General features: G+C 70.7%; 18 protein-coding genes. 14 read left to right on the top strand and 4 right to left on the bottom strand.

The genetic code is table 11. The annotated features are described in order from the left end of the window. Positions 1-3 precede the first annotated feature (3 nt). A complete protein-coding gene (locus H0X91_RS10150) occupies positions 4-327 on the top strand; it encodes a four-helix bundle copper-binding protein (protein ID WP_006498383.1) in 324 nt (107 codons plus the stop codon). A gap of 4 nt (positions 328-331) precedes the next feature. Here H0X91_RS10150 and H0X91_RS10155 read toward each other — a convergent pair whose 3' ends face one another. Then, positions 332-1924 (bottom strand): PAS domain-containing hybrid sensor histidine kinase/response regulator, encoded by a 1593-nt coding sequence (locus H0X91_RS10155; protein WP_196432998.1) that lies wholly within the window; start codon positions 1922-1924, stop codon positions 332-334. Between the two features lie 279 nt (positions 1925-2203). Here H0X91_RS10155 and H0X91_RS10160 point away from each other — a divergent pair, with 279 nt between their 5' ends. The 11 genes from H0X91_RS10160 (at position 2204) to H0X91_RS10210 (ending at position 14421) form a co-directional block, all read left to right on the top strand. Continuing rightward, on the top strand, positions 2204-2557 hold the full coding sequence (locus H0X91_RS10160) for a hypothetical protein (RefSeq protein ID WP_043205927.1): 354 nt from the start codon (positions 2204-2206) through the stop codon (positions 2555-2557). A gap of 184 nt (positions 2558-2741) precedes the next feature. Next, entirely contained in the window at positions 2742-3593 is an 852-nt protein-coding gene (locus tag H0X91_RS10165) for a BON domain-containing protein (RefSeq protein WP_196432999.1), read from the top strand. Positions 3594-3640: 47 nt separating this feature from the next. Continuing rightward, entirely contained in the window at positions 3641-6445 is a 2805-nt protein-coding gene (locus tag H0X91_RS10170; protein ID WP_230877916.1) for an ABC transporter transmembrane domain-containing protein, read from the top strand. Continuing rightward, entirely contained in the window at positions 6387-6914 is a 528-nt protein-coding gene (locus tag H0X91_RS10175) for a hypothetical protein (RefSeq protein WP_043205925.1), read from the top strand. Before H0X91_RS10170 ends, H0X91_RS10175 begins: the two co-directional genes overlap by 59 nt. Positions 6915-7098: 184 nt before the next feature. After that, the gene (locus H0X91_RS10180; protein ID WP_006498377.1) at positions 7099-7848 is read left to right on the top strand and encodes an SDR family oxidoreductase; all 750 of its coding nucleotides are present in this window, start codon (positions 7099-7101) and stop codon (positions 7846-7848) included. Next, the gene (locus H0X91_RS10185) at positions 7839-8450 is read left to right on the top strand and encodes a D-glycero-alpha-D-manno-heptose-1,7-bisphosphate 7-phosphatase (RefSeq protein ID WP_006498376.1); all 612 of its coding nucleotides are present in this window, start codon (positions 7839-7841) and stop codon (positions 8448-8450) included. The genes H0X91_RS10180 and H0X91_RS10185 overlap by 10 nt, the downstream gene beginning before the upstream one ends. After that, complete coding sequence (locus H0X91_RS10190) at positions 8447-9649, top strand: glycosyltransferase family 9 protein (protein ID WP_059723080.1); 1203 nt, start codon at positions 8447-8449, stop codon at positions 9647-9649. Before H0X91_RS10185 ends, H0X91_RS10190 begins: the two co-directional genes overlap by 4 nt. Positions 9650-9652: 3 nt before the next feature. Continuing rightward, positions 9653-11398: a carbamoyltransferase family protein gene (locus H0X91_RS10195; RefSeq protein WP_006498374.1), complete on the top strand. Its 1746-nt coding sequence runs from the start codon at positions 9653-9655 to the stop codon at positions 11396-11398. Then, complete coding sequence (locus H0X91_RS10200) at positions 11395-12396, top strand: glycosyltransferase family 2 protein (RefSeq protein ID WP_196433000.1); 1002 nt, start codon at positions 11395-11397, stop codon at positions 12394-12396. The genes H0X91_RS10195 and H0X91_RS10200 overlap by 4 nt, the downstream gene beginning before the upstream one ends. Next, complete coding sequence (locus tag H0X91_RS10205; RefSeq protein ID WP_125333489.1) at positions 12393-13481, top strand: glycosyltransferase family 9 protein; 1089 nt, start codon at positions 12393-12395, stop codon at positions 13479-13481. The genes H0X91_RS10200 and H0X91_RS10205 overlap by 4 nt, the downstream gene beginning before the upstream one ends. Then, positions 13471-14421, top strand: a complete 951-nt coding sequence (locus H0X91_RS10210; protein WP_125333490.1) for a glycosyltransferase — start codon at positions 13471-13473, stop codon at positions 14419-14421. The genes H0X91_RS10205 and H0X91_RS10210 overlap by 11 nt, the downstream gene beginning before the upstream one ends. A gap of 37 nt (positions 14422-14458) precedes the next feature. On the opposite strand, the gene H0X91_RS10215 is transcribed toward H0X91_RS10210, so the two are convergent. Beyond that, entirely contained in the window at positions 14459-15496 is a 1038-nt protein-coding gene (locus H0X91_RS10215) for a sigma-54 interaction domain-containing protein (protein WP_196433001.1), read from the bottom strand. Positions 15497-16010: 514 nt separating this feature from the next. On the opposite strand from H0X91_RS10215, the gene H0X91_RS10220 reads away from it, so the two are divergent. Then, on the top strand, positions 16011-17378 hold the full coding sequence (locus tag H0X91_RS10220) for a sigma-54-dependent transcriptional regulator (protein ID WP_196433002.1): 1368 nt from the start codon (positions 16011-16013) through the stop codon (positions 17376-17378). 17 nt (positions 17379-17395) lie between these two features. Here H0X91_RS10220 and H0X91_RS10225 read toward each other — a convergent pair whose 3' ends face one another. Further along, on the bottom strand, positions 17396-18319 hold the full coding sequence (locus tag H0X91_RS10225) for a glycosyltransferase family 2 protein (protein ID WP_058903687.1): 924 nt from the start codon (positions 18317-18319) through the stop codon (positions 17396-17398). Beyond that, positions 18298-18993 carry a PIG-L deacetylase family protein gene (locus H0X91_RS10230; protein WP_058903686.1) on the bottom strand — a complete coding sequence of 232 codons (696 nt, stop codon included), beginning with the start codon at positions 18991-18993 and terminating at the stop codon, positions 18298-18300. Before H0X91_RS10230 ends, H0X91_RS10225 begins: the two co-directional genes overlap by 22 nt. Positions 18994-19112: 119 nt before the next feature. On the opposite strand from H0X91_RS10230, the gene H0X91_RS10235 reads away from it, so the two are divergent. Next, positions 19113-21419 carry a hybrid sensor histidine kinase/response regulator gene (locus tag H0X91_RS10235; RefSeq protein ID WP_196433003.1) on the top strand — a complete coding sequence of 769 codons (2307 nt, stop codon included), beginning with the start codon at positions 19113-19115 and terminating at the stop codon, positions 21417-21419. Positions 21420-21444: the final 25 nt, after the last annotated feature.

Below are 21444 nucleotides of genomic sequence, written 5' to 3' on the forward strand. Positions count from 1 at the left end.
GCGATGAACGATCGATACGACAACTGCATGGCCGCGTGCGACGCCTGCGCGCACGCGTGCGACACCTGTGCGGCATCCTGTCTTGCGGAGCGCGACGTGCATGCGCTGGCCGCGTGCATTGCGCTCGACATCGAGTGCGCGCAGCTGTGCCGCTTCGCATCGGGCGCGATGGCGCGCCGCAGCGGGCTCGCACCGCGCATTTGCGCGCTGTGCGCGCATGCGTGCGACCTGTGCGCGGCCGAGTGCTCGCGGCATGCGCACGAGCATTGCCGCCGCTGCGCGCTCGCGTGCGAGGCCTGCGCGGCGATGTGCCGCGCGATGGCCTGAGTGCTTACGACGTGCCCTGAACCCGCCGCGCGACGCGCTGCAGCAACGCATCGAGCACGGCCATCTCGACGGGCTTCACGAGATGGTCGTCGAAGCCTGCGCGTTCGGTGCGCGCGAGGTCGGACGCGCGCGCATGGCCCGACAGCGCGACGCAGGTCGTGTCGCGCAGCGTGTCGATCGCGCGCAATTCCTGCAGCAGCGTGAAGCCGTCGATGTCCGGCATCGTCAGGTCGAGCAGCATCAGCTGCGGCAGGTAGTCGCGCGCGAGGGCCAGCGCGTCGGCCGCGTTGTACGCGACCCGCGGCGCATGCCCTTTCAACTGCAGCAGCACCGCGAGCGTATCGGCCGAATCGCGGTTGTCGTCGACGACGACGATGCGCAGCGGCGCGTCCGCCGGCTGTTCAGGCACGGCCGGTGCGGGCAGTGCGGCGCGCTCGGCGCGCATCGTGTGCGCGATCGGCAGCCAGACCGTGAAGGTCGCGCCGTGGCCGGGCCCGTCGCTTTCCGCGACGATCCGCCCGCCGTGCAGTTCGACGAACGACCGGCAGATCGCGAGACCGAGCCCGAAACCGCCGGACGGAGAGCGGCCCGGTGCATCTTCCTGTTCGAACAGGTCGAAGATCGTTTCGAGCGCACCGGGCGCGATGCCGACGCCGCGATCGACGACGCTGATCGCCACCGACGGCCCTTCGATTCGCGCACCGACGTCGATTCGGCCGCCGTGCGGCGAGAATTTCGATGCGTTGTCGAGCAGGTTGTGCAGCACTTGGACGAGCCGTGCGTCGTCGCCGTGCAGCACCACGGAGTCGGCCGGCAGGTCGACGCGGATCCATTGCCCGCGCGCGGCCAGCTTCGGCTGGATGCTCTCGACGCCGCGGCACACGATATCACGCACGCTGACCGGGCGAGCGTCGAGTTCGATCTTGCCGGCCGTGATGCGCCCGACGTCGAGCAGATCGTCGACGAGCCGCGTCAGTTGCCCGACCTGGCGGTGCACGGCGTCGCGACACTGCGCGAGCGCGGGCGGCGGATCGGACAGGCTCTGCAGCACGCCGACCGAATTGCGCAGCGGCGCGAGATGATTGCGCAGTTCGTGCGCGAGCGTCGCGATGAACACGCTGAGCCGCTGCGTCGATGCTTCGAGCTCCTCGAGCCGCTTGCGCTCGGTCATGTCGCGCGTGATCTTGATGAAGCCGCACAGCTCGTGCGTCGCGTCGTACACCGGCGTGATCGTCACGCTCGCCCAGAACTGCGTGCCGTCCTTGCGCACGCGCCAGCCCTCGTCCTGGAAGTGGCCATGCGCGGCGGCCAGCGCGAGCCCCTGCGACGGCCGGCCGGCCGCGATCGCGTCGGTCGGATAGAACAGCGAGAAATGGTGACCGACGATTTCGGCCGCGTCGTAGCCCTTGATGCGCGCCGCGCCGGCGTTCCACGTCGCGACGTTGCCGTACGGATCGAGCATGAATACCGCATAGTCGGTGATCGACTCCACCACGGTCTGGAACCGGAATTCGGCGAAGCGGTGCTGCAGGTCGTGCGGATCGGACAAGCCGGGCGGCGGCGGATGCGGTTGGAGATCGGCGTCGTCTTTCTTCATCGGAGCGGCAAGTTGGAAATACGGGCGGCCGCGGGTCGCCGGCCCGCCCCCGGACGCGCCGGCGGCGGCCATACGGAGCGATTGGCACGTCCGAAAGGATAAAGGAACTCGATTCGGCTGATCAATGGGCGCGCATCGGCCGTGCCGTGCGCCGGGATGGGCGCCGGCGCGACCGGCGGTAGCCGGCCCGGCATGCCGATTGCACGACCTGCTGGTCCATCCGCCGCGCGCCGGTCGTCCGGCCCCGCGCGCGGCGGCAAGCCACGCAAGGAGATCGACATGAACAGCACGCTGAATCCCGACAACGAACCGGCCGGCCCGGACGACGACAACGCGAGCCGCGGCCGCGACGGCCGCGCGCTCGGTCCGAGCGACTCGTCCGACAGCGGCAGCGACACGGCGGGCGCGCGGCGCCATCCGTTCGACGTCGATTCGCCGCTCGACGATCACGCGCTCGAACGCGGCGATGCCGCGCTCGGCAGCGACACGGACCGCGCGGGCACCGGCGAGCGGGCATCGGCGGACGGCGACTCGACGCTCGAGGAAGGCGCCGACATCGAGCCGGACCGCACTGAGCGGCTGAGCGAGCCCGGTCGCACCGACGAACCGGACGAACCTGGCGGCGCGCCGTGACGCCCGGCACGCAAAAACTGCAATCGCGTTGCAGATTGGGGCGCCCGACGGCTTCCCGGCGCTGCGACGCGCAACCGTCGCGGTACGGCCATGTCGCCGGCACGCGATTTGCATTCACCCGACCGACGCGCGCCGCGCCGCGGCATGGGGCCGTGCGCGGCGCAGGCGATCAAGGAGAGACACGATGCAACGACGATATCCCGGACGGTCCGGCGAGCGCGGTGGCCCGCCCGACTGGCACGAGCGCAACGAACGCGCGTACCGGGGCGCTGGCGAGCGCGGCATCCCGGACGACCCCGCACGGTGGCCGGAAGAAGACTACGAATCGGCTTACCGCCGCTTCGCGAGCGAGGACGTGGGCCCGGAAGACTGGGGCAGCGAATGGACCGAGCGCGCCGCGCGCCCGGTCGACCCGCGGCGCGCTGCCGCCGACCCGGACTGGCCGGGCGGCGCGCGCCAGCCGGCGCGGACCCCCGAGCGCGGCTACGGCGACCCGGGTCGCCGCGCGGAAGGCCGCGAAGGCCGGTACGGCGGCGAGCGCCCGGAATTCCGCGGCCAGCACCGGATGGGCTGGTACGGCGGCGAGCGCGACCCCGGCGATCCGCGCTATGGCGGCAGCGCGCCCGACCTGTCGCGCTTCGGCCGGGACACCGAACGCGAAGCGCTGCGTCATCGCCGCGGGCCGAAGGGCTATACGCGCTCGGACGAACGGATTCGCGAAGACGTCTGCGAGCGGCTCGCGCATGCGCTCGAGATCGACGTGAGCGACGTGACCGTGCAGGTACGCGACGGTCGCGTCGAACTGGACGGCACGGTGCCGGCCCGCTGGATGAAGCACGACATCGAGGATCTGGCCGACGGCTGCATGGGCGTGCAGGACGTCGAGAATCGCGTGCGCGTGCGCCGCGAAGGCGAACACGATACCGGCATGGTGCTGCATCCGGACCAGCGGACGGTGACGCCGACCCAGCCCGCCGCGCGCGACCCCGAGCCCGGCACCGTGGTGCGCGGCCGCGAGCGTGAACCGCGCCACTGAGCGCCGATGCGTGACATGGCGCGCCCCCGACCGCGAGCACTGCGTGCATGACGACCGGACTCGACGAAACGCCAACCAAGGACCGTGACGCGGCGGCAGGCCGCGCGCGCCAGGGCCGCCGCCGCGACGAACGCGGCCTGCGGGTGCGGATCGCGGTCGAACTCTGGCGCGCGATCTGGCATTACCGTGCGCGCGTGCTGGCGGCGATCGTGCTGCTGGTGCTCGCGAAAGCGGCGGCCGTGTCGGTGCCGCTGCTGCTCAAGGACATCGTCGACGGCTTCGGCCGCGCGGCCGGCCAGCCCGTCGCGTGGCCGGTACTGCTGCTGTTCGCGTACGCGGTGGTGCGCTTCGCGTCGAACGCGCTGAACGAAGTGCGCGACATGACGTTCGTGCAGGTCACGCAGCACACGGTCGCGTCGTTTACCGTGCGCACGTTCGGCCACCTGCATCGGCTCGGCGCGCGCTTTCATGCGCAGCGCGAGACGGGCGCCGTCGTGCGCGATCTCGAGAAAGGCACGGCCGGCATCGGCTATCTGCTCGGCGTCGCGGTGTTCACGGTCGTGCCGACGGCCATCGAGATCGGCTCGGTGCTCGTGATCGTCGTCGGCAAGTACGGCGGCGGCTTCACGGCGATCATTTTCGTCACGTTCGCCGTCTACGCGGCGTATACGGGGGTGTTCACGCGTCGGCGCATGCGTTACCAGCGGCGCGTGAACGCGCTCGAGGCCGAGTCGAATGCGCGCGTGGTCGACAGCCTGCTGAACGTCGACACGGTCAAGTACTTCGCGCGCGAGGACGTCGAGCGCGACCGGCTCGACCGCGTGCTGGACGAATGGCGCGAAGCCGGCGTGGACAACCAGTACGCGCTGTCGACGCTGCATATCGGGCAGAGCGCGTGCATCGGCGCGGGGATCGCGGCCGTGATGCTGCTGGCTGGGCAACATGTCGCGCGCGGCACGATGACGGTGGGCGATCTCGTGCTGATCAACGCGTACATCATCCAGATCAGCCTGCCGCTGAATGCGCTCGGCTTCGTGTTCCGCGAAGCGAACGACGCGATGACGAACATCGAGCGCCTGTTCGGGCTGCTCGATGCGCGCGGCAAGCCGGGCGAGGACGGCGACGCGCCCGGCGCGCAGCCGCTCGTCGTACGTGGCGGCACGATCGAGTTCGAGCATGTCGACTTCGGCTACGAGCCGAGCCGGCAGATTCTGTTCGACGTGTCGTTCCGTATCGAGGCCGGGCAGACGGTCGCGGTGGTCGGCGGCAGCGGCTCGGGCAAGTCGACGCTCGCGCGCCTGCTGTTCCGGCTGTACCAGCCCGACGCGGGCACGATCCGGATCGACGGCCAGGACTTGCGGCTCGTCACCGAGCGCAGCCTGCGCGACGCGCTCGGCATCGTCCCGCAGGACACCATCCTGTTCAACGACACGCTCGCGTACAACATCGCGTACGGCAAGCGCGACGCGACGCGTGGCGAGGTGATCGCGGCCGCGCGCGGCGCGCAGCTCGACGCGTTCATCGAGCGGCTGCCCGACGCGTACGACACGCGCGTCGGCGAGCGCGGCGTACGGCTGTCGGGCGGCGAACGGCAGCGGGTCGCGATCGCGCGCGCGTTGCTGAAGGCGCCGCCGATCGTCGTGTTCGACGAGGCGACGTCGGCGCTCGACACGCGCTCGGAGCGCGCGATCCAGCAGGAGTTGATGCGCGTCGCGCAGCATCGCACGAGCCTCATCATCGCGCACCGGCTGTCGACCATCGTCGACGCGGATCGCATTCTCGTGATGGAGCACGGCCGGCTCGTCGAGCACGGCACCCACGACGAGCTGCTCGAAAGCGGCGGCGTGTATGCGCAGATGTGGTCGCTGCAGGCGAAGCAGCGCGAGCTGGAACGCACGGAAGCGAAGTTCGCGCGGCAGCCGGTGCGGATCAACCCGCTCGTGTCGCAGGTGCTCGATTCGCTGGCGGAGGCGGCCGCGCGGCGCGGCGTGCCGGTGTTCCGCCATGTGTCGGACGAGGATCTCGTCGTCAACGCCGATCCGGCCGCGCTGCGGCGCTTCGTGTGGGAGCTGTGTCGTGGCGCCATCGAAGCGAGCAGCGGCGGGCAGCTCGAGGTGCGCACCGCGCGCCACGACCCGGAAGCGCGCATCACGATCGCGTGCACGGGCGTCGACGCAACGGAACTGTCGCTGATCGATCTCGAACGGTTGCAGGACGCGATCGAGGAGGCCGGCGGCTACGTCGTGCGCGAACGCGACGATACCGGCGTGACGCTGCACGTGTCGCTGCCGATGTACGCGGTGGCGCCGGCGTCGATGCAACCCGCCGGCGCCGTGCCGAACCTGGCCGCCGGCGCGGCGGCCACGGCCAAGCCGCTCGACGGCCTGCGCATCGCGTGCGTGGACGATCACGACGAGGCGCGCGAGGCGCTCGGCGCGCTGCTGAAGGTGGCTGGCGCCGACGTGCACGCGTATGCGTCGGGCCAGGCGTTGCTGGACGACCTGTGGCGCGCGCGCCGGGCCGACTGGCCGGCGCTGCTCGTCTGCGACATCGACCTCGGCGACGACGAGGACGATGGTTACGCGGTGATGTCGCGCGTGCGTCAGCTCGACGCCGCGCGCGATCGCGACGGCCGCGCGCCGCTCGAGGCGCTGGCGTTGTCCGGCCATGCGCGCGATCGCGACCGCACGCGCGCGGTCGAAGCCGGTTTCCATGCGTACCTGACCAAGCCCGCGGTAGCGGCCGACCTGATCGCGGCGTTGCGTGCGCTCGCGTTTTCCTCCGGAGAAATCCATGCCGAACCTTCTGAATCCGACGCCACCCGAAACCCTGAACGCGCGTCGCGGCGGTAGTGCGTTCGCCGACCGCCAGGCCGCGGTGGCGGCCGTCGAGCTGCTGTTGCCGAGCCTGTCCGCCGCGCTGCAGAGCGACTTCGTCGGCGACAGCGGCTGCCTGCACATCGTGATCATGGACCCGGCGCTCGGGCCGCACGACGCGGCGTTCGAGGACGCGATCCTGTATGAGTTTTCGCTGCCCGACCCGAAGGACTGGGACGCCGACTATCGCGCTTACGCGCGGGCCAAGGCGCGGCTGTCGTGGGAAACGGGCCGCGACGGCCACGTCGTGCAGGCGCTGGAGCCGTACCGGCTGCGCGCCGGCGACACGAACCTGTGGGGCGGCGTCGCGCTCGGCGGCATCGTGGTCGGCGTGTCGGGCGCGCAGCCGTGGTTCGACGAGGCGTTCGCGGGCTGCATCGCGCACTGCCTGCGCGCGCTCGCCAAGCACCGCGCGCAGGCGACGCCCGACGGGCTCGCGATCTGAGCGCGGCGGCCCGGACCCGTTTTTACAGCCGGTTATAAAAAAGCCAGCGGGCGCGCGGCACAGCCCGACGCGGCGCGGGCGCACGCAGGCCGGCACGGTTTTCGCTGTACCTCATGCACGGACGGTTGTCGCGACAAGTGTCGCCGTCAGCCGGATGGCTTTCCGACATCGACAGGAGGTGCAGGTGAACGCGACTCACGATCCAGCCAGACCGCCGCTCGCCGGCCGGACCGCACTCGTGACCGGGGGCGGCCGCGGTCTCGGCGAAGCCATTTGCGAGGAGCTTGCGCAGCATGGCGCGCACGTCGTCGTCGCCGATCTCGACGGCGACCGCGCGGCGGCCGTCGCGCAGCGGCTCGAGCGGCACGGCGGCCACGCGGTGGGGCGGCCGCTCGACGTGCGCGACGAAGCGTCGGTGCTGCAGGTCGTGCACGACGCGCGCGAGTCGCTCGGCGACCTCGACGTGATCGTCAACAACGCGGCGATCGACGTGACCGCGCCGATCGACGACGTGAGCGTCGAGGCCTGGCAGCAGGTGCTGATGACGAACCTGTTCGGCCCGTACCTGATGTGCCACGCCGCCGTGCCGATGATGAAGGCGCGCGGCGACGGACACATCGTCAACATCGCGTCGACCGCGTCGAAGCGCGCGTGGCCGAACGCCTCCGCGTATCACGCGACGAAGTGGGGCCTGCTCGGCCTGTCGCACGCGCTGCATGCCGAACTGCGGCCGAGCGGCGTGCGCGTGTCGGCGATCGTCGCGGGCGGGATGCGCACGCCGTTCCTGCTCGACCGCTTTCCGGACATCGACGAGGAGACGCTGCAGCCGCCGGAGCACGTGGCGGCCGCCGTGCGCTTCGTGCTGACGCAGCCGCCGGGCACCGTGGTGCCGGAACTGATGGTGCTGCCGATGAAGGAGACGTCATGGCCCTGAAGCGCGAACGGCGGCTGCCCGGCGCGGTGCTGCTCGACAAGGACGGCACGCTGCTGGAGGACGTGCCGTACAACGTCGATCCCGCGCACATGCGCCTCGCGCCGGGCGCGGCGCGCGCGCTGCGCACCCTCGGCGCGACCGGCATGCCGCTGGCGGTCGTGTCGAATCAGCCGGGCGTCGCGCTCGGCCGCTTTACCGAAAACGAGCTTGGCGCGGTCCGCCAGCGTCTCGCCGAACTGTTCGAAGCGAACGGCGCGACGCTGGCGGATTTTTTTTACTGCCCGCATCACCCGCGAGGCAGCGTGCCGCGCTACACCTGTGACTGCATCTGCCGCAAGCCGCGCCCCGGCATGCTGCGCCGCGCGCTGACCGCGCTCGGCGTCGTCCCCGAATGGAGCTGGATGATCGGCGACATCCTCGACGACGTCGAAGCCGGCCGCACCGCGCGCTGCGGCACGATCCTGGTCGACTGCGGCAACGAGACCGAGTGGCGCCTGAACGCCGCCCGCACGCCGCACCACGTCGTCGATCGCATCGACCTGGCCGCCGACATCGTCGTGCGCGAGGCCGTGCGCCGGCACGGCTCGTGGGTGCGGCGATGAGCACCGCCTGGAGCCGCGCCCGCCGCATCCTGTGCGTGCGGCTCGACAGCATCGGCGACGTGCTGATGACGACGCCCGCGCTGCGCGCGCTGAAGGAGGGCGGCCATGACCGCCGGCTGACGCTGCTGACGTCGCGCACGGGCGCCGCGCTCGCGAAGCACCTGCCGATGGTCGACGACGTGTGGTCCTACGACGCGCCGTGGGTCAAGCATCCGGACACGCGGGGCGACCCGGTCGCCGATCTCGACATGATCGACCGGCTGCTGGCGGGCCGCTTCGACGCGGCCGTGATCTTCACCGTCTACAGCCAGAATCCGCTGCCCGCCGCGATGATGTGCTGGCTCGCCGGCATTCCGTTGCGGCTCGCGCATTGCCGCGAGAACCCGTACGAACTGCTGACCGACCGCGTGCCGGAAACCGAGCCGGAATCGCACGTGCGCCACGAGGTCGCGCGCCAGCTCGCGCTGGTGCGCACGGTCGGCGCGACGACGTCGGACTGGCGCATGGCGTTCGAGCCGGGCGACGCGGCGCGGCGCGCGGTGCACGCACGCTTGCAGGCCGCGCTGCACCGCTTTGGCGGCGCGCGCCAGCCGGAGGCGCCGCGCGCGCGCTGGCTGGTCGTCCATCCGGGCGCGAGCGCGGCGTCGCGGCGCTGGCCGGCCGAGCGCTTCGGCGAAGCGGCCGCCGCCGTCGCGCCGCTGTTCGACGGCATCGCGGTGACGGGCAGCGCGGACGAGCGCGCGCTGGTCGACGCGGTGTGCGAACGCGCGGGGCCGCGCGCCGTGCCGCTGGCCGGCGTCTTGCCGCTCGGCGAACTCGGCGCGCTGATCGAAACGGCCGACCTGCTGCTGTCGAACAACAGCGGCCCCGTGCATCTCGCGGCCGCGCTTGGCACGCCGGTGGTCGACCTGTACGCACTGACCAATCCGCAGCACACGCCGTGGCGTGTGCCGCACCGTGTGCTGAACGTCGACGTGCCGTGCCGCAACTGCTATCGCAGCGTGTGCAATCAGCCCGGCCATCCGTGCCTGCGCGGCGTGAGCGTCGACGACGTGGTCGCCGCCGTGCACGCGTTGCTGCGCGGCAGCGCGCGCCATGCGCAACGCGCGGCCGCGCGGGCTGCCGCGCACGGCAGCGAGCCGGTCGCGGTGCCCGCATCGAACGTGCTTCCGTTCGCGCACGTCATCACGAGGAACTGACGCATGCCTGATCCGATCCATACGCTCGGCATCAACGCCGCCTTCCACGACAGCGCCGCGTGCATCGTGCGCGACGGCGTCGTGATCGCGGCGGCCGAGGACGAACGCTTCACGCACGTGAAGCACGCGAAGCGCCCGGTGCCGTTCTCGACCTGGGAGCTGCCTTTTCATGCGATCGACTATTGCCTCGCGGAAGCCGGCATCACGCTCGCGGACGTGGACCACGTCGCGTACTCGTACGACCCGTGGTTCGAACTCGACCGCGAAGGCACGCCGCAGGCGTTGACCTTGCCGCTGTCGCCGTCCGCGCATGCGCCGCGCGAGGACGGCGCGTCGCCGTGGCATCCGCTGTTCCTGTCGTCGATCGTCAACGCGCCGCGCCAGCTCGCGGGCGGCGTGCCGCATCATCTGCAGCGGCGGTTTCGCGGCGTCACGCACGACGGGCCGTTCCGCTGGCATTTCATCGAGCACCATCTCGCGCACGAGGCGAGCGCGTTTCTCGCGGCGCCGTTCGAGCGCTGTGCGGTGATGACGATGGACGGGCGCGGCGAGCGCGCGACGACGAGCTACGGCGTGTTCGACGGCCGCGCGTACCGGCGGCTCGGGCAGGTCAACCTGCCACATTCGCTCGGGCTGCTGTACGAGCGCGTGACCCGCTATCTCGGCTTCCTGCACTCGTCCGACGAATACAAGGTGATGGCGCTCGCGTCGTACGGCAAGCCGGTGTTCGCCGACGAGATGCGCAAGCTGGTGCGGTATCGCGGCGAAGGGCGCTACGACGTGGTCGACGACGATCTGGCCGCGCGATTCGGCCCGCCGCGCGAACGCGGCGGCCCGATCGAGCCGCATCACTGCGACATCGCGCATGCGCTGCAACTGGTGCTCGAGGAGACGACGCTGCAGGCGGTCGACTGGCTGGCCGCCGAGACCGGCGAGCGGCAGCTCGCGATGGCGGGCGGCGTCGCGCTGAACTGCGTGATGAACGCGAAGATCCGCGATCGCGGCCCGTTCGACGACGTGTGGGTGCAACCGGCCGCCGGCGACGCGGGCACGGCGCTCGGCGCCGCGCTATGGACCGACTTCCGGATGCGCGGCGAGCGCGGCGGCTGGCGCATGGACCATGCGTATCTCGGCCCGGCCTACGACGACGATGCGATCGAGGCGTTCCTGAAGGAAGCGCAGCTGCCGTACCGGCGGCTCGCCGACGTCGCCGCGCAGACGGCCGCGCTGCTCGCCGCGAACCGCGTGATCGGCTGGTTCCAGGGGCGCATGGAATTCGGGCCGCGCGCGCTCGGTGCGCGGTCGATCCTCGCGTCGCCGATCGATCCGGACATGCAGCGCAAGCTGAACCGGATCAAGGATCGCGAGGATTTCCGGCCGGTCGCGCCGGTCGTGCTCGAGGATCGTGCGCATCACTGGTTCAGCGGCGGCCGCGGCACGCCGCTGCGCGCGCCGTTCATGCTGTTCGTGTACGACGTCGTGCCGGAGCGCGCCGACAGGATTCCGGCCGTGCGCCACATCGACGGCACCGCGCGCGTGCAGACCGTCGACGAAAGCCAGCATCCGCTGCTGCATGCGCTGTTGACCGAGTTCGACGCGCTCACCGGCGTGCCGGTGCTCGTCAACACGTCGTTCAACACGCGCGGCGAACCGATCGTATGCTCGCCGCGCGACGCGATCGAATGCTTCTGGACGTCGCCGCTCGACGCGCTCGTGATCGGCCCGTTCCTGCTGGAGAAGCCGAGATGAACATGCGCGACACGCACCTGCCGCCGGTCGTGTCGGTCGTCGTGCCGACCTACCGGCGGCCCGATCTGCTCGAACGCTGCCTCGACGCGCTGTGCGTGCAGGTGTTCGATCCGACCACCTACGAGATCGTCGTCGTGGACGACGATCCGGCCGGCAGTGCGCGCGCCGTCGTCGATGCGTGCCGCGCGCGCGTGACCGACGTGCCGGTGATCCGCTACATGACCGCGCCCGACACGCAGGGGCCGGCCGGTGCGCGCAACGTCGGCTGGCGCAGCGCGGGCGGTGCGCTGATCGCATTCACCGACGACGATACGATTCCCGATCCGACCTGGCTGCGCCACGGTGCGGCCGCGCTGCTGGCCGAGCCGTCGGCGGCGGCCGCGGCCGGCCGGATCGACGTGCCGTTGCGGCCGCGCCCGACCGACTACGAACGCGACGCGGCAGGGCTCGCGCAGGCGGAATTCGCGACCGCGAACTGCTTCGTGCGGCGCGCGGCGCTCGAACGCATCGGCGGCTTTGACGAACGCTTCACGCGCGCGTGGCGCGAGGACGCCGACCTGATGTTCGCGCTGCGCGAGCATGCGGGGCCGATCGTCGACGCCGACGCCGCGCGCATCGTGCATCCGGTGCGCCCCGCGCGCTGGGGGTCGAGCATCGGCGCGCAGTCGAAGGTGTATTTCGATGCACTGCTGTACAAGAAGCACCGCGCGACCTACCGCCGTCATATCCGGCCGACGCCGCCGTGGCATTACTACGCGGCCGTGCTTGCCGCGCTCGGCGCGATCGGCTGTTTCGCGGCTGGCTGGCCGGCGCCGGCCATCGTGTGCGCGGCAGTGTGGGCCGCGATTACCGCGGGGTTCTGCGCGAAACGGTTGCGCGGCACGCAGCTCACGGCGTCGCACGTGGCCGAGATGATCGTCACGTCCATCGCGATTCCGCCCGTGTCGCTGTATTGGCGCATGCGCGGCGCGCTTCACTTCCGGGTGATGTTCCTATGAAGCTCGATCCCAGCGTCGATTCCGACGGCCTGCGCGGCCCGAAGCGGATCGCGGTGTTCCGCGCGTTGCAGCTCGGCGACATGCTGTGCGCGGTGCCCGCGCTGCGCGCGCTGCGACGCGGCGAACCCGACGCGCGCATCACGTTGATCGGGCTGCCGTGGGCGCGCGAATTCGCGTCGCGCTTCTCGGACTACATCGACAGCTTCATCGCATTCCCCGGCGCGCCGGGTCTCGGCGAGCAGCCCGAACCCGACGCGGCCACGCGCGAGGCATTCATCGCCGAATGCCGCTCGCGCGACTTCGATCTCGCGATCCAGCTGCACGGCAGCGGCGCGCACACGAACGCGATCGTCGCGTCGCTCGGCGCGACGCGCACGGCCGGCTTCGTGCCGGCCGACGGCGGCACGACCGCGCTCGACTGCGCGCTCGCGTGGCGCGACGACGAACCCGAAGTGACGCGCTATCTGGCGCTCACGCGCAAGCTCGGCTACGCGGACTGGGGCGACTACCTCGAATTCCCGCTCGGCGGCCTCGACTACGCGCTGTGGCACGTGCTCTGCGACGAACACGCGCTCGACCCCGGCCGTTACGTGATCGTCCATCCCGGCGCGCGGATGGCGTCGCGACGCTGGCCGGTCGAACGCTTCGCGCAGGCCGCGCGGCAGCTCGCCGACGACGGCTGGCAGATCGTGCTGACCGGCACGCGCGCGGAACTGGCGCTGGCGAGCGCGTTCGCCGAGCATCTCGGGCGGCCGTGCGTGAACCTGTGCGGCCGCACGCCGCTCGGCGCGCTGGCCGCGCTGATCGCCCGCGCGCGGCTGCTGTTGTGCAACGACACGGGCGTGTCGCACGTCGCGGCGGCGCTCGGCACGCCGAGCATCGTCATCGCGTGCGGCAGCGATACGGCCCGCTGGGCGCCGCTCGACGCCGAACGCCATCGCGTGCTCGCGAACTACCCGGCGTGCCGCCCGTGCATGTTCGAGTCGTGTCCGTACGGGCACGAGTGCGCGACGGCGATCGGCGTCGGCGAAGTGATCGACCGGGCGGGCGAACTGCTCGCGGAGGAGAGACGTCATGTCACGTAAGCGGTTGCGCGTGCTGACCTGGCACGTGCATGGCAATTACCTGTATTACCTGTCGCAGGCGCCGCACGATTTCTACATCGTGACGAAGCCGCAGCATCCGCCCGGCTACGCGGGCCGCGTCGGGCACCTGCCGTGGGGCGACAACGTCCATGAGGTGCCGGCCGAATGCGTGCGCGACACCGCATTCGACTGCGTGCTGTACCAGCACGTGAAGCATTATCAGCACGACCGCCTGCGGCTGCTGAGCGAAGCGCAGCGCGCGCTGCCGACGCTGTTCGTCGAGCATGATCCGCCGCGCGAGCATCCGACCGACACGCTGCATCCGGTGCAGGACCCGAACGTGTTGCTGGTGCACGTGACGCCGTTCAACGCGCTGATGTGGGACAACGGCGTGACGCCGACGCGCGTGATCGAGCACGGCGTGCTGATGCCGGAAGGCGTCGAGTATCACGGCACGCTGCCGAAGGGCGTGGCCGTCGTGAACAACCTTGCGCGCCGCGGCCGGCGCCTCGGCGCGGACCTGTTCGAGGTCGTGCGGCACAGCGTGCCGATCGACCTGGTCGGGATGGGCTCGACCGATCTCGGCGGGATCGGCGAAGTGCCGAACCCGGCGCTGCCGCAATTCCTGTCGCACTACCGGTTCTTCTTCAACCCGATCCGCTACACGAGTCTGGGGCTCGCGGTGATCGAGGCGATGATGATCGGGCTGCCGATCGTCGCGCTCGCGACGACCGAGATGGCGCAACTCGTGAAGACCGGCAGCAACGGCGTGGCCGATACGCGGCCGGCCGTGCTGATCGACGCGATGCGGATGTTGATTCGCGATCCGGACCTGGCGCGCGAATGGGGCGCCGCAGCCAAACGCGACGCGTGCGAGCGATTCGGCATCGAGCGGTTCGCGCGCGACTGGGACGCCGCATTGCGCGACGTGACGGGGTGACGGCGTGATGGCGTGACGGCGGCGTGACCCGCCGCACTTACGGCATCGTCGCGGGCGGCGAAGTGGAGGCGCTGCCGCCGTTCGACGCGTTCGCGGCCGGCGGCGCGCTGCCGCTGGCTGCATTGCGCTCGCTTTCGGGCAGCAGCGCGAGCCGGTTGTACAGCGTTTTCAGGCTGATGCCGAGCGCCTTGGCGGTGCGCGGCTTGTCGCCGTTGAAATGCCGTAGCGACGCGACGATGAAGCGCTGCTGCGTATGCGCGAGCGTCGTGCCGATATGCAGCGTCATCGCGTTGTGACGCACTTCCTCGCGCGGCGGCGGGCGGCGCGGCAACTGCAGCTCGATCTGCTCGTCGGCGAGGATGAACGCGCGCTCCAGCGTATTGCGCAGTTCGCGCACGTTGCCGGGCCACGTGTACGCGCGCAGCGCCTTCATCGCCTGTGTCGACAGCCGTTTGCGCGTGCGGTGCCGCGCGTTCAGCCGTTCGACGATCTGCAGTGCGATGTCGCCGACGTCGTCCTCGCGCTGCCGGAGCGCAGGCACGTGCAGCGCGATCGGTGCGATCCGGTAGAACAGGTCTTCGCGCAGCGCGCCGCTGCGCAACGCCTCGACCGGATCGTGATGGGTGGCCGCGACGATTCGCACGTCGAGCGGAATCGCCTCGTGGCCACCCACGCGCACGATCGTGTTGGTTTCGAGCGTGCGCAGCAGCTTGACCTGCAATTCGAGCGGCATCTCGGCGATCTCGTCGAGAAACAGCGTGCCGCCGCGCGCGGCCTCGAACATGCCCACATGTTGTGCAACGGCACCCGTGAAGCTGCCTTTTTCGTGGCCGAACAGCTGCGACTCCGCGATGTCCTTCGGAATCGCGCCGCAATTGACGGGCACGAACGGCCCGCGACGGCGCGGGCTCATGTCGTGAATGAGCCGGGCGACGATATCCTTGCCCGCACCGCTTTCGCCGACCACCAGCACACTCACGCGGGTGGCGGCGACGCGCGACACTTTCAGCAGCAGTTCCTGAATTGTTCGCGAACGGCCGAACAGTCGCGTGCCGTCATCGTCGGATTTCGACATGGAGTATGACCGGGTTGGGAAGTTTTGACCGAATGCGTCGTGACCAGGTAAAAAATGACGTGGCACACGTCGTCTTTCACGTACGCAGGATACCTTTTATACCGATTCGCCGACATTGAATCTGGCAATGCGGCTTACGTCAGCAGATAGATTTATTCGATGGGTCGCGAATGGACGACATCGTTCTTCTATACTGCTAAGCACCTGTTTTCCCATGTGGGACAGCTTGTCTGTCCGTTCGTGTGCAGCGTTGAAGATGCCGTCTTGGGCCAGCGCACGTTCCCTTGTTTGGAAAAATGCATGCGTGGCGCTGGCCCCCCGGAAGGGCCGAGCGCCGCGTCATGCTCGTCGCGAATACGTCGCGTATTCGCTTCGTCGCCATCCGCGCGCTCGGCCCTTCCGGGGGCCGGCGCAAGCCCGTCATCAGCATGAACGGGCCCCATGACGTGCATTGCGCCGCACGTGTCGCGGTGCCGGCCGACGTACCTGCCGGGCCGCATTACAAGGAGTCTCGATGCCTTACGTCCTGATCGTCGAAGACGACGCCGATACGCGAACGATGCTGGCCACGCTCGCGCGCACGCAGCAACTGACGTGCGATACGGCGGCGACGCTTGAAGAAGCGCGCACGCTCGTCTCGACGCATACCCCCGATCTCGTGCTGTGCGACCTCGTGCTGCCCGACGGCAACGGGATGGATCTGTTCGACGCATTGCCCAAGCGCGCACATTGCGAAATAGTATTGACCACCGGCCACGCGAGCCTCGAAACTGCGATCGACGCATTGCGCCGCGGCGCGACCGATTACCTGGTGAAGCCGCTCAACATGCAGCGGCTGAACAGCATCTTCGCGCGCGTGCCGCGCACGACCGCGCTGCACGAGGAAATCGCCGAGTTGCGCTCGGAATTGCAGCGCCTCGGCCGTTTCGGCCGCATGCTCGGCAGCTCGCCCGCGATGCAGGCCGTGTACGACGCGATCGGCCGCGTCGCGCGCACCGAAGCGTCGGTGCTGCTCACCGGCGAGTCGGGCACCGGCAAGGAACTTGCCGCGCAGACGGTGCACGACTTGAGCCTGCGCCGCCGCGGCCCGTTCCTCGCGGTGAACTGCGGCGCGATCGCCGCGAATCTCGTCGAGAGCGAGATGTTCGGTCACGACCGCGGCAGCTTCACCGGCGCGGAACGTCAGCACAAGGGCTTCTTCGAACGCGCGGACGGCGGCACGCTGTTTCTCGACGAAATCACCGAGATGCCGCTCGAATCGCAGGTCAAGCTGCTGCGCGTGCTGGAGACCGGGCGCGTCACGCGGCTCGGCTCGACGCGCGAGATCGACGTCGACGTGCGCATCGTCGCCGCGACCAATCGCGACCCGGAAGCCGCGAAGGCGGACGGCAAGCTGCGGCCCGACCTGTTCCACCGGATCAACGTGTTCCCGATTCCGCTGCCGTCGCTGCGCGAACGCGGCGACGATATCCCGATGCTCGCCGACGCGTTCCTGCAGCGCTACAACGAAGAGAGCGGCCGCAACCTGCGCTTCTCGCCGGCCGCGCGCGAAGCGCTGAAGACCTACGAATGGCCCGGCAACGTGCGCGAGCTGCGCAACTTCGTGCAGCGCGCGAGCATCTTCACCGACGCCGACGTGATCGACACATTGCCGCCGCCGATCATGGACGAGCTGTCCAGCATGGTCGATTCGCATGAAGATCGCGTGACGGTGCCGTTCGGCACGCCGCTCGAGGAAGTCGACCGCAAGCTGATCCTCGGCACGATCGCGCAATGCGGCGGCGTGAAGGCGCAAGCGGCCGAGGTGCTCGACGTCAGCCTGAAGACGATCTACAACCGGCTCGCGCAACTGGAAGACGAAGCGGAGAAGCCGGATTCCTGATGCCGCTACGACCGCGTTCATGTTTCCGTTCCGGCCTCGCGGCGCGTATCGCGCTCGAGGCGGCGGCGCATGCGTTCGACGTGCGGCGGGATCGTGCGTCGTTCGCGCAGGATCCATGGCAGGCCGGCGAACGTGCGTACGATCGCGCGTTCGCGGCGCAGCAGCGGCAGCATGCGCAGGGTATGCCGCCACGCGGCCGGGGCCGGCCACCTGAGCCACGCGGTCCACACCGCGTTGCGGGCAGCGGTGCGCGCGCGCGTGGGCCGGTCGCGCTGCAGCGACGGGTAGTGATGGACGGTCAGGCGCGGTGCATACACGAGCCAGTGCCCCGCGCGATACAGGTCGAGCGCGAGCAGCGCTTCCTCGCCGCCGAGGAAGTAGTGCGGATGGTAGCCGCCCGCGCGCATGAACGCGTCGCGCCGGAACGCGGTCGCGCCGGCCAGCAGCCCGAGGATCGGCCGGCCCGGCAGCGCGACGGGCGCGTCGAGCGGGCTGTCGGCCATCAGCCGGCAGGTCGGGTCCTCGCGTTCGTCGGGGCCGACCAGCACGCGCGCGGTGACGGCCGCGACGTGCGGATACGCGTCGAGCAGGTTCGCGGCTTCGGCGATCGAGCCGGGCGCCCACCACGTGTCGTCGTCGCAGAACGCAACGTGGCGCGTGCGGGCGACGGCGACGCCGAGGTTGCGGCCGGCCGCGCCCAAGTTGCCCGGCGCATGCACCAGCGCGACATGCGGAAAGCGGTCGCGGATCAGCGTGGCCGTGTCGGCGTCCGCCGCGTTGTCGACGACGACGATCGCCGGCCGGTCGGGCAGCACGGACAGGTGTTCGAGCGTGCGCGCGAGTTCGGCGGCGCGCCGGCAGGTCAGCACGATCGCGGTCACGCGCGGCTCGCCCGGCGGCAGCGCGACGCGCGCGGGCGTTACGCGGACGTGACGTCGCATTCGAGCCGCCAGATCGTTTCGGGTTCGCGGAGAGCGGCACGCATATGAGGTTCCAGCAGCGTTACCTGGCTCGCGTACGCATCGACGGCGGCGGCTTTCGCGGCGACGCTGTTCGGGTCGCCGGCGGCCGGCGCCGCGACCGGATGCGCGGTCCAGCCGCGCTCGCGCCATTCGATCACGCGCCTGGCCATCAGCCCGTCGATGCGGCGATACGGCACGTCCTCGTAGAAGCGCCAGACGTGCGACGGATCGTCGGCACGCAGCAGCGACAGCATGGCCGCCTGCACTTGCAGATGATCGCGGTGGAACAGGCCGGCCGGCGCGAGCACGCCGAAGCCCGGGTGCGCGTCGAGCGCCGCGGCCACGCGTGTCGCGATCGCGGTCGACGTAGTCGGTACGCCGTACTGATCGTCGAGGAAATCGAGCCACACGGGGCGGGCGCCGAGCAGCGCGAGCGCGCGGCGGTCTTCGTCGCGGCGCGCGCGCACCGCTTCGTCGGCGTGGCGGAAGCCCGCACGCTGATCCCACGGGGGCGCGGGCGTGCCGTGCGGCGGGATGCCCGCGAACACGGTGACGACGATCGAGCCGGGCGCCTGCGCAAGCAGTTGCCCGCAACTGAAGACGGCATCGTCGAGATGCGGCGAGACGACGAGCCAGCGTGTCGGGTCGGGCATGGCGTGAAGTTCTCCATCGTGAGCGGCCGGGCCGCCGGTTCCGATCGGCCAGCATGCGTCGTGCCCGCGGGCGGCGCCCGCGCCGGCCGCTGTCGACTGTCCCCGCAGGAGCGTGTCCAATGACCGAAATTGCACGGCCGCAGGCCGGAAATTACGCAACGGCCGTGATGCTGGTCGCGATCGCGACCGTGTTGCAGACGCTCGCGATCCGGTTCGGCGGCGTGAATCTGCCGTTCGTGCTGTATTACCCGCTGCTCGCCGGCGCCGCGTGGGCGACGTCGTTCGTGTTCGGCATCGTGTCGACGGTGGTCAGCGGGCTGCTCGTCTGGACGCTGTTCCTGTCCGATCCTGCCGCCTATACGACGCCGCTGCCCGACCGGCTCGTGCAGCTCGGCACGTTCATCCTGATCGGCGCGCTGGTGTGCGCGGTCGCGTCGCTGCTGCATCACACGCGGCTGACGAACGATCGCGCGCGCCGACGCGAGGCGGCCGCGCGCCGGCAGTTCGAGGCCGTGCTGCGCGCCTTGCCGCACGGCGTGATCGCGACCGACCCGAACGGGCGGCTCACCTATCTCAACGCGGCCGCGGCCAAACTCGTCGGCTGCCGGCCGGACGAGGCGGTGGGGCGGCCGGTGCGCGACGTGCTGCGGATCGTCGATCACGAAGGCCGCCGCGTGCCGACCACGCCGCTCGACCATGCGCTCGGCGGCGCCGAGGCGACGTCCGACCGGCACTGGCTGCAGGCCGGCAGCGGCGAGCCGGTGCCGATCGTCGCGGTCGCGTCGCCGATCGGCGATGCGGAAGGCAACCTGGACGGCGCGGTGCTGCTGTTGCGCGATGCCGGCGCGGACCGCGCGCGCATCGATGCGTCGCGGCTCCAGCATGCGGTCGTCGAGGCGTCGCCGGACGCGATCGTCGGGATCGACGCCAGCGGCCGCATCGCGAGCTGGAACGCGGCTGCGCAGCGGCTCTTCGGCTACGACGAGGCCGACGCGCGCGGCCGCAGGTTCGACACGCTGATCGCGCGGCGCTGGCTGCGGCTCAATCCGCTCGCCGACGCGTTCGACGCGATGCAGGAACCGGTCGGGCCGCTCGAACTGTTGTGCGTGCGGCGCGACGGCCGGCGCTTTCGGGCGACGGTGTCGGCGTGCCCGGTGCAGGGCGACGCGCGGGCGTGCGTCGCGCTGTCGCTGACGCTGCGCGAGACCGGTGCGCAGCGTCGTCGCGACCTGCGGGCGCAGCGCTCGCTGCAGGGCGCGCGCGATGCGCGCGATCAGGCCGATACGTCGAACCGGCTGAAGGACGAGCTGCTGGCCACGGTGTCGCATGAATTGCGCACGCCGCTGAACGTGATCTACGGGTGGATCGAGGTGCTGCGCAACACGGGCGACCACGCGTTGCAGCATCAGGCGATCGACGCGATCGACCGCAGCGCGCGTTCGCTCACGCGGATGGTCGGCGACATCCTCGATGCGTCGTCGCTCGCGACCGGCAAGCTGCGGCTCGACGCGACGCCGGTCGACGTCGTGCGGTTGTTCTCCGATCAGGTCGGCACGTTCCAGACCGCCGCCTCGTCGGCCGGCATCATGCTCGAATTCGACTGCGACGCGTCCGCGTGCATCGTGTCGGGCGATGCCGAGCGGTTGCGGCAGATGCTGTCGAACCTCATCTCGAATGCGATGAAATTCACGCCGGCCGGGGGCAGCGTGACGGTCGGCCTCGCGCGCGACGGCACGCAGGTGGTGCTGACCGTGGCCGATACGGGGCAGGGCGTCGCGACCGAGTTCCTGCCGTACGTGTTCGACATGTTCCGCCGCGCGGACGATTCGCCCGCGTCGCCGCGACGAGGGCTCGGTCTCGGCCTGTCGATCGTGCGACATATCGCGCAACTGCACGGCGGCAGCGTGAGCGTCGCGAGTGCGGGCCGCGATCGCGGCACGACGTTCACGGTGACGCTGCCGGCCGGCTGGCAGCCGGCCGGCGCGATGGCGTGGAGCATCGCGCAGGCGCGCGGTCGGCGCGAGGCGCTCGTGCTCGACACGCAGCGCATCCTGATCGTCGACGACGACGCGACCACGCGGGCCAGTCTCACCGCCGCGCTGACCACGTTCGGCGCGGCGGTCGCGATCGCGTCGTCGGGCCGCGAGGCGCTCGCGATGGTGGCCGACATGCGGCCGACGGTCGTGCTGTCCGACCTCGCGATGCCCGACGGCGACGGCTTCTGGCTGCTGGAGGCGTTACGGCGCGGCGCGACGAACGGCGACAGCGGCCCGCTCGACGTGCGCGTGCTGGCCGTCACCGCGCACGCGGGCCTCGCCGACGAACGCCGCGCGCTGGAGGCCGGCTTCGACGGCTATCTGTGCAAGCCGGTCGACGTGCGCGAACTGGCGCACAAGATCGCGCACGTGACGAAGCGCGACGGCTGACGCGCGTCGCGCTTCGGTTGCTTCG

The sequence above is a fragment of the Burkholderia sp. 9777_1386 genome, assembly GCF_015712265.1.
Lineage (GTDB): Bacteria > Pseudomonadota > Gammaproteobacteria > Burkholderiales > Burkholderiaceae > Burkholderia > Burkholderia cenocepacia.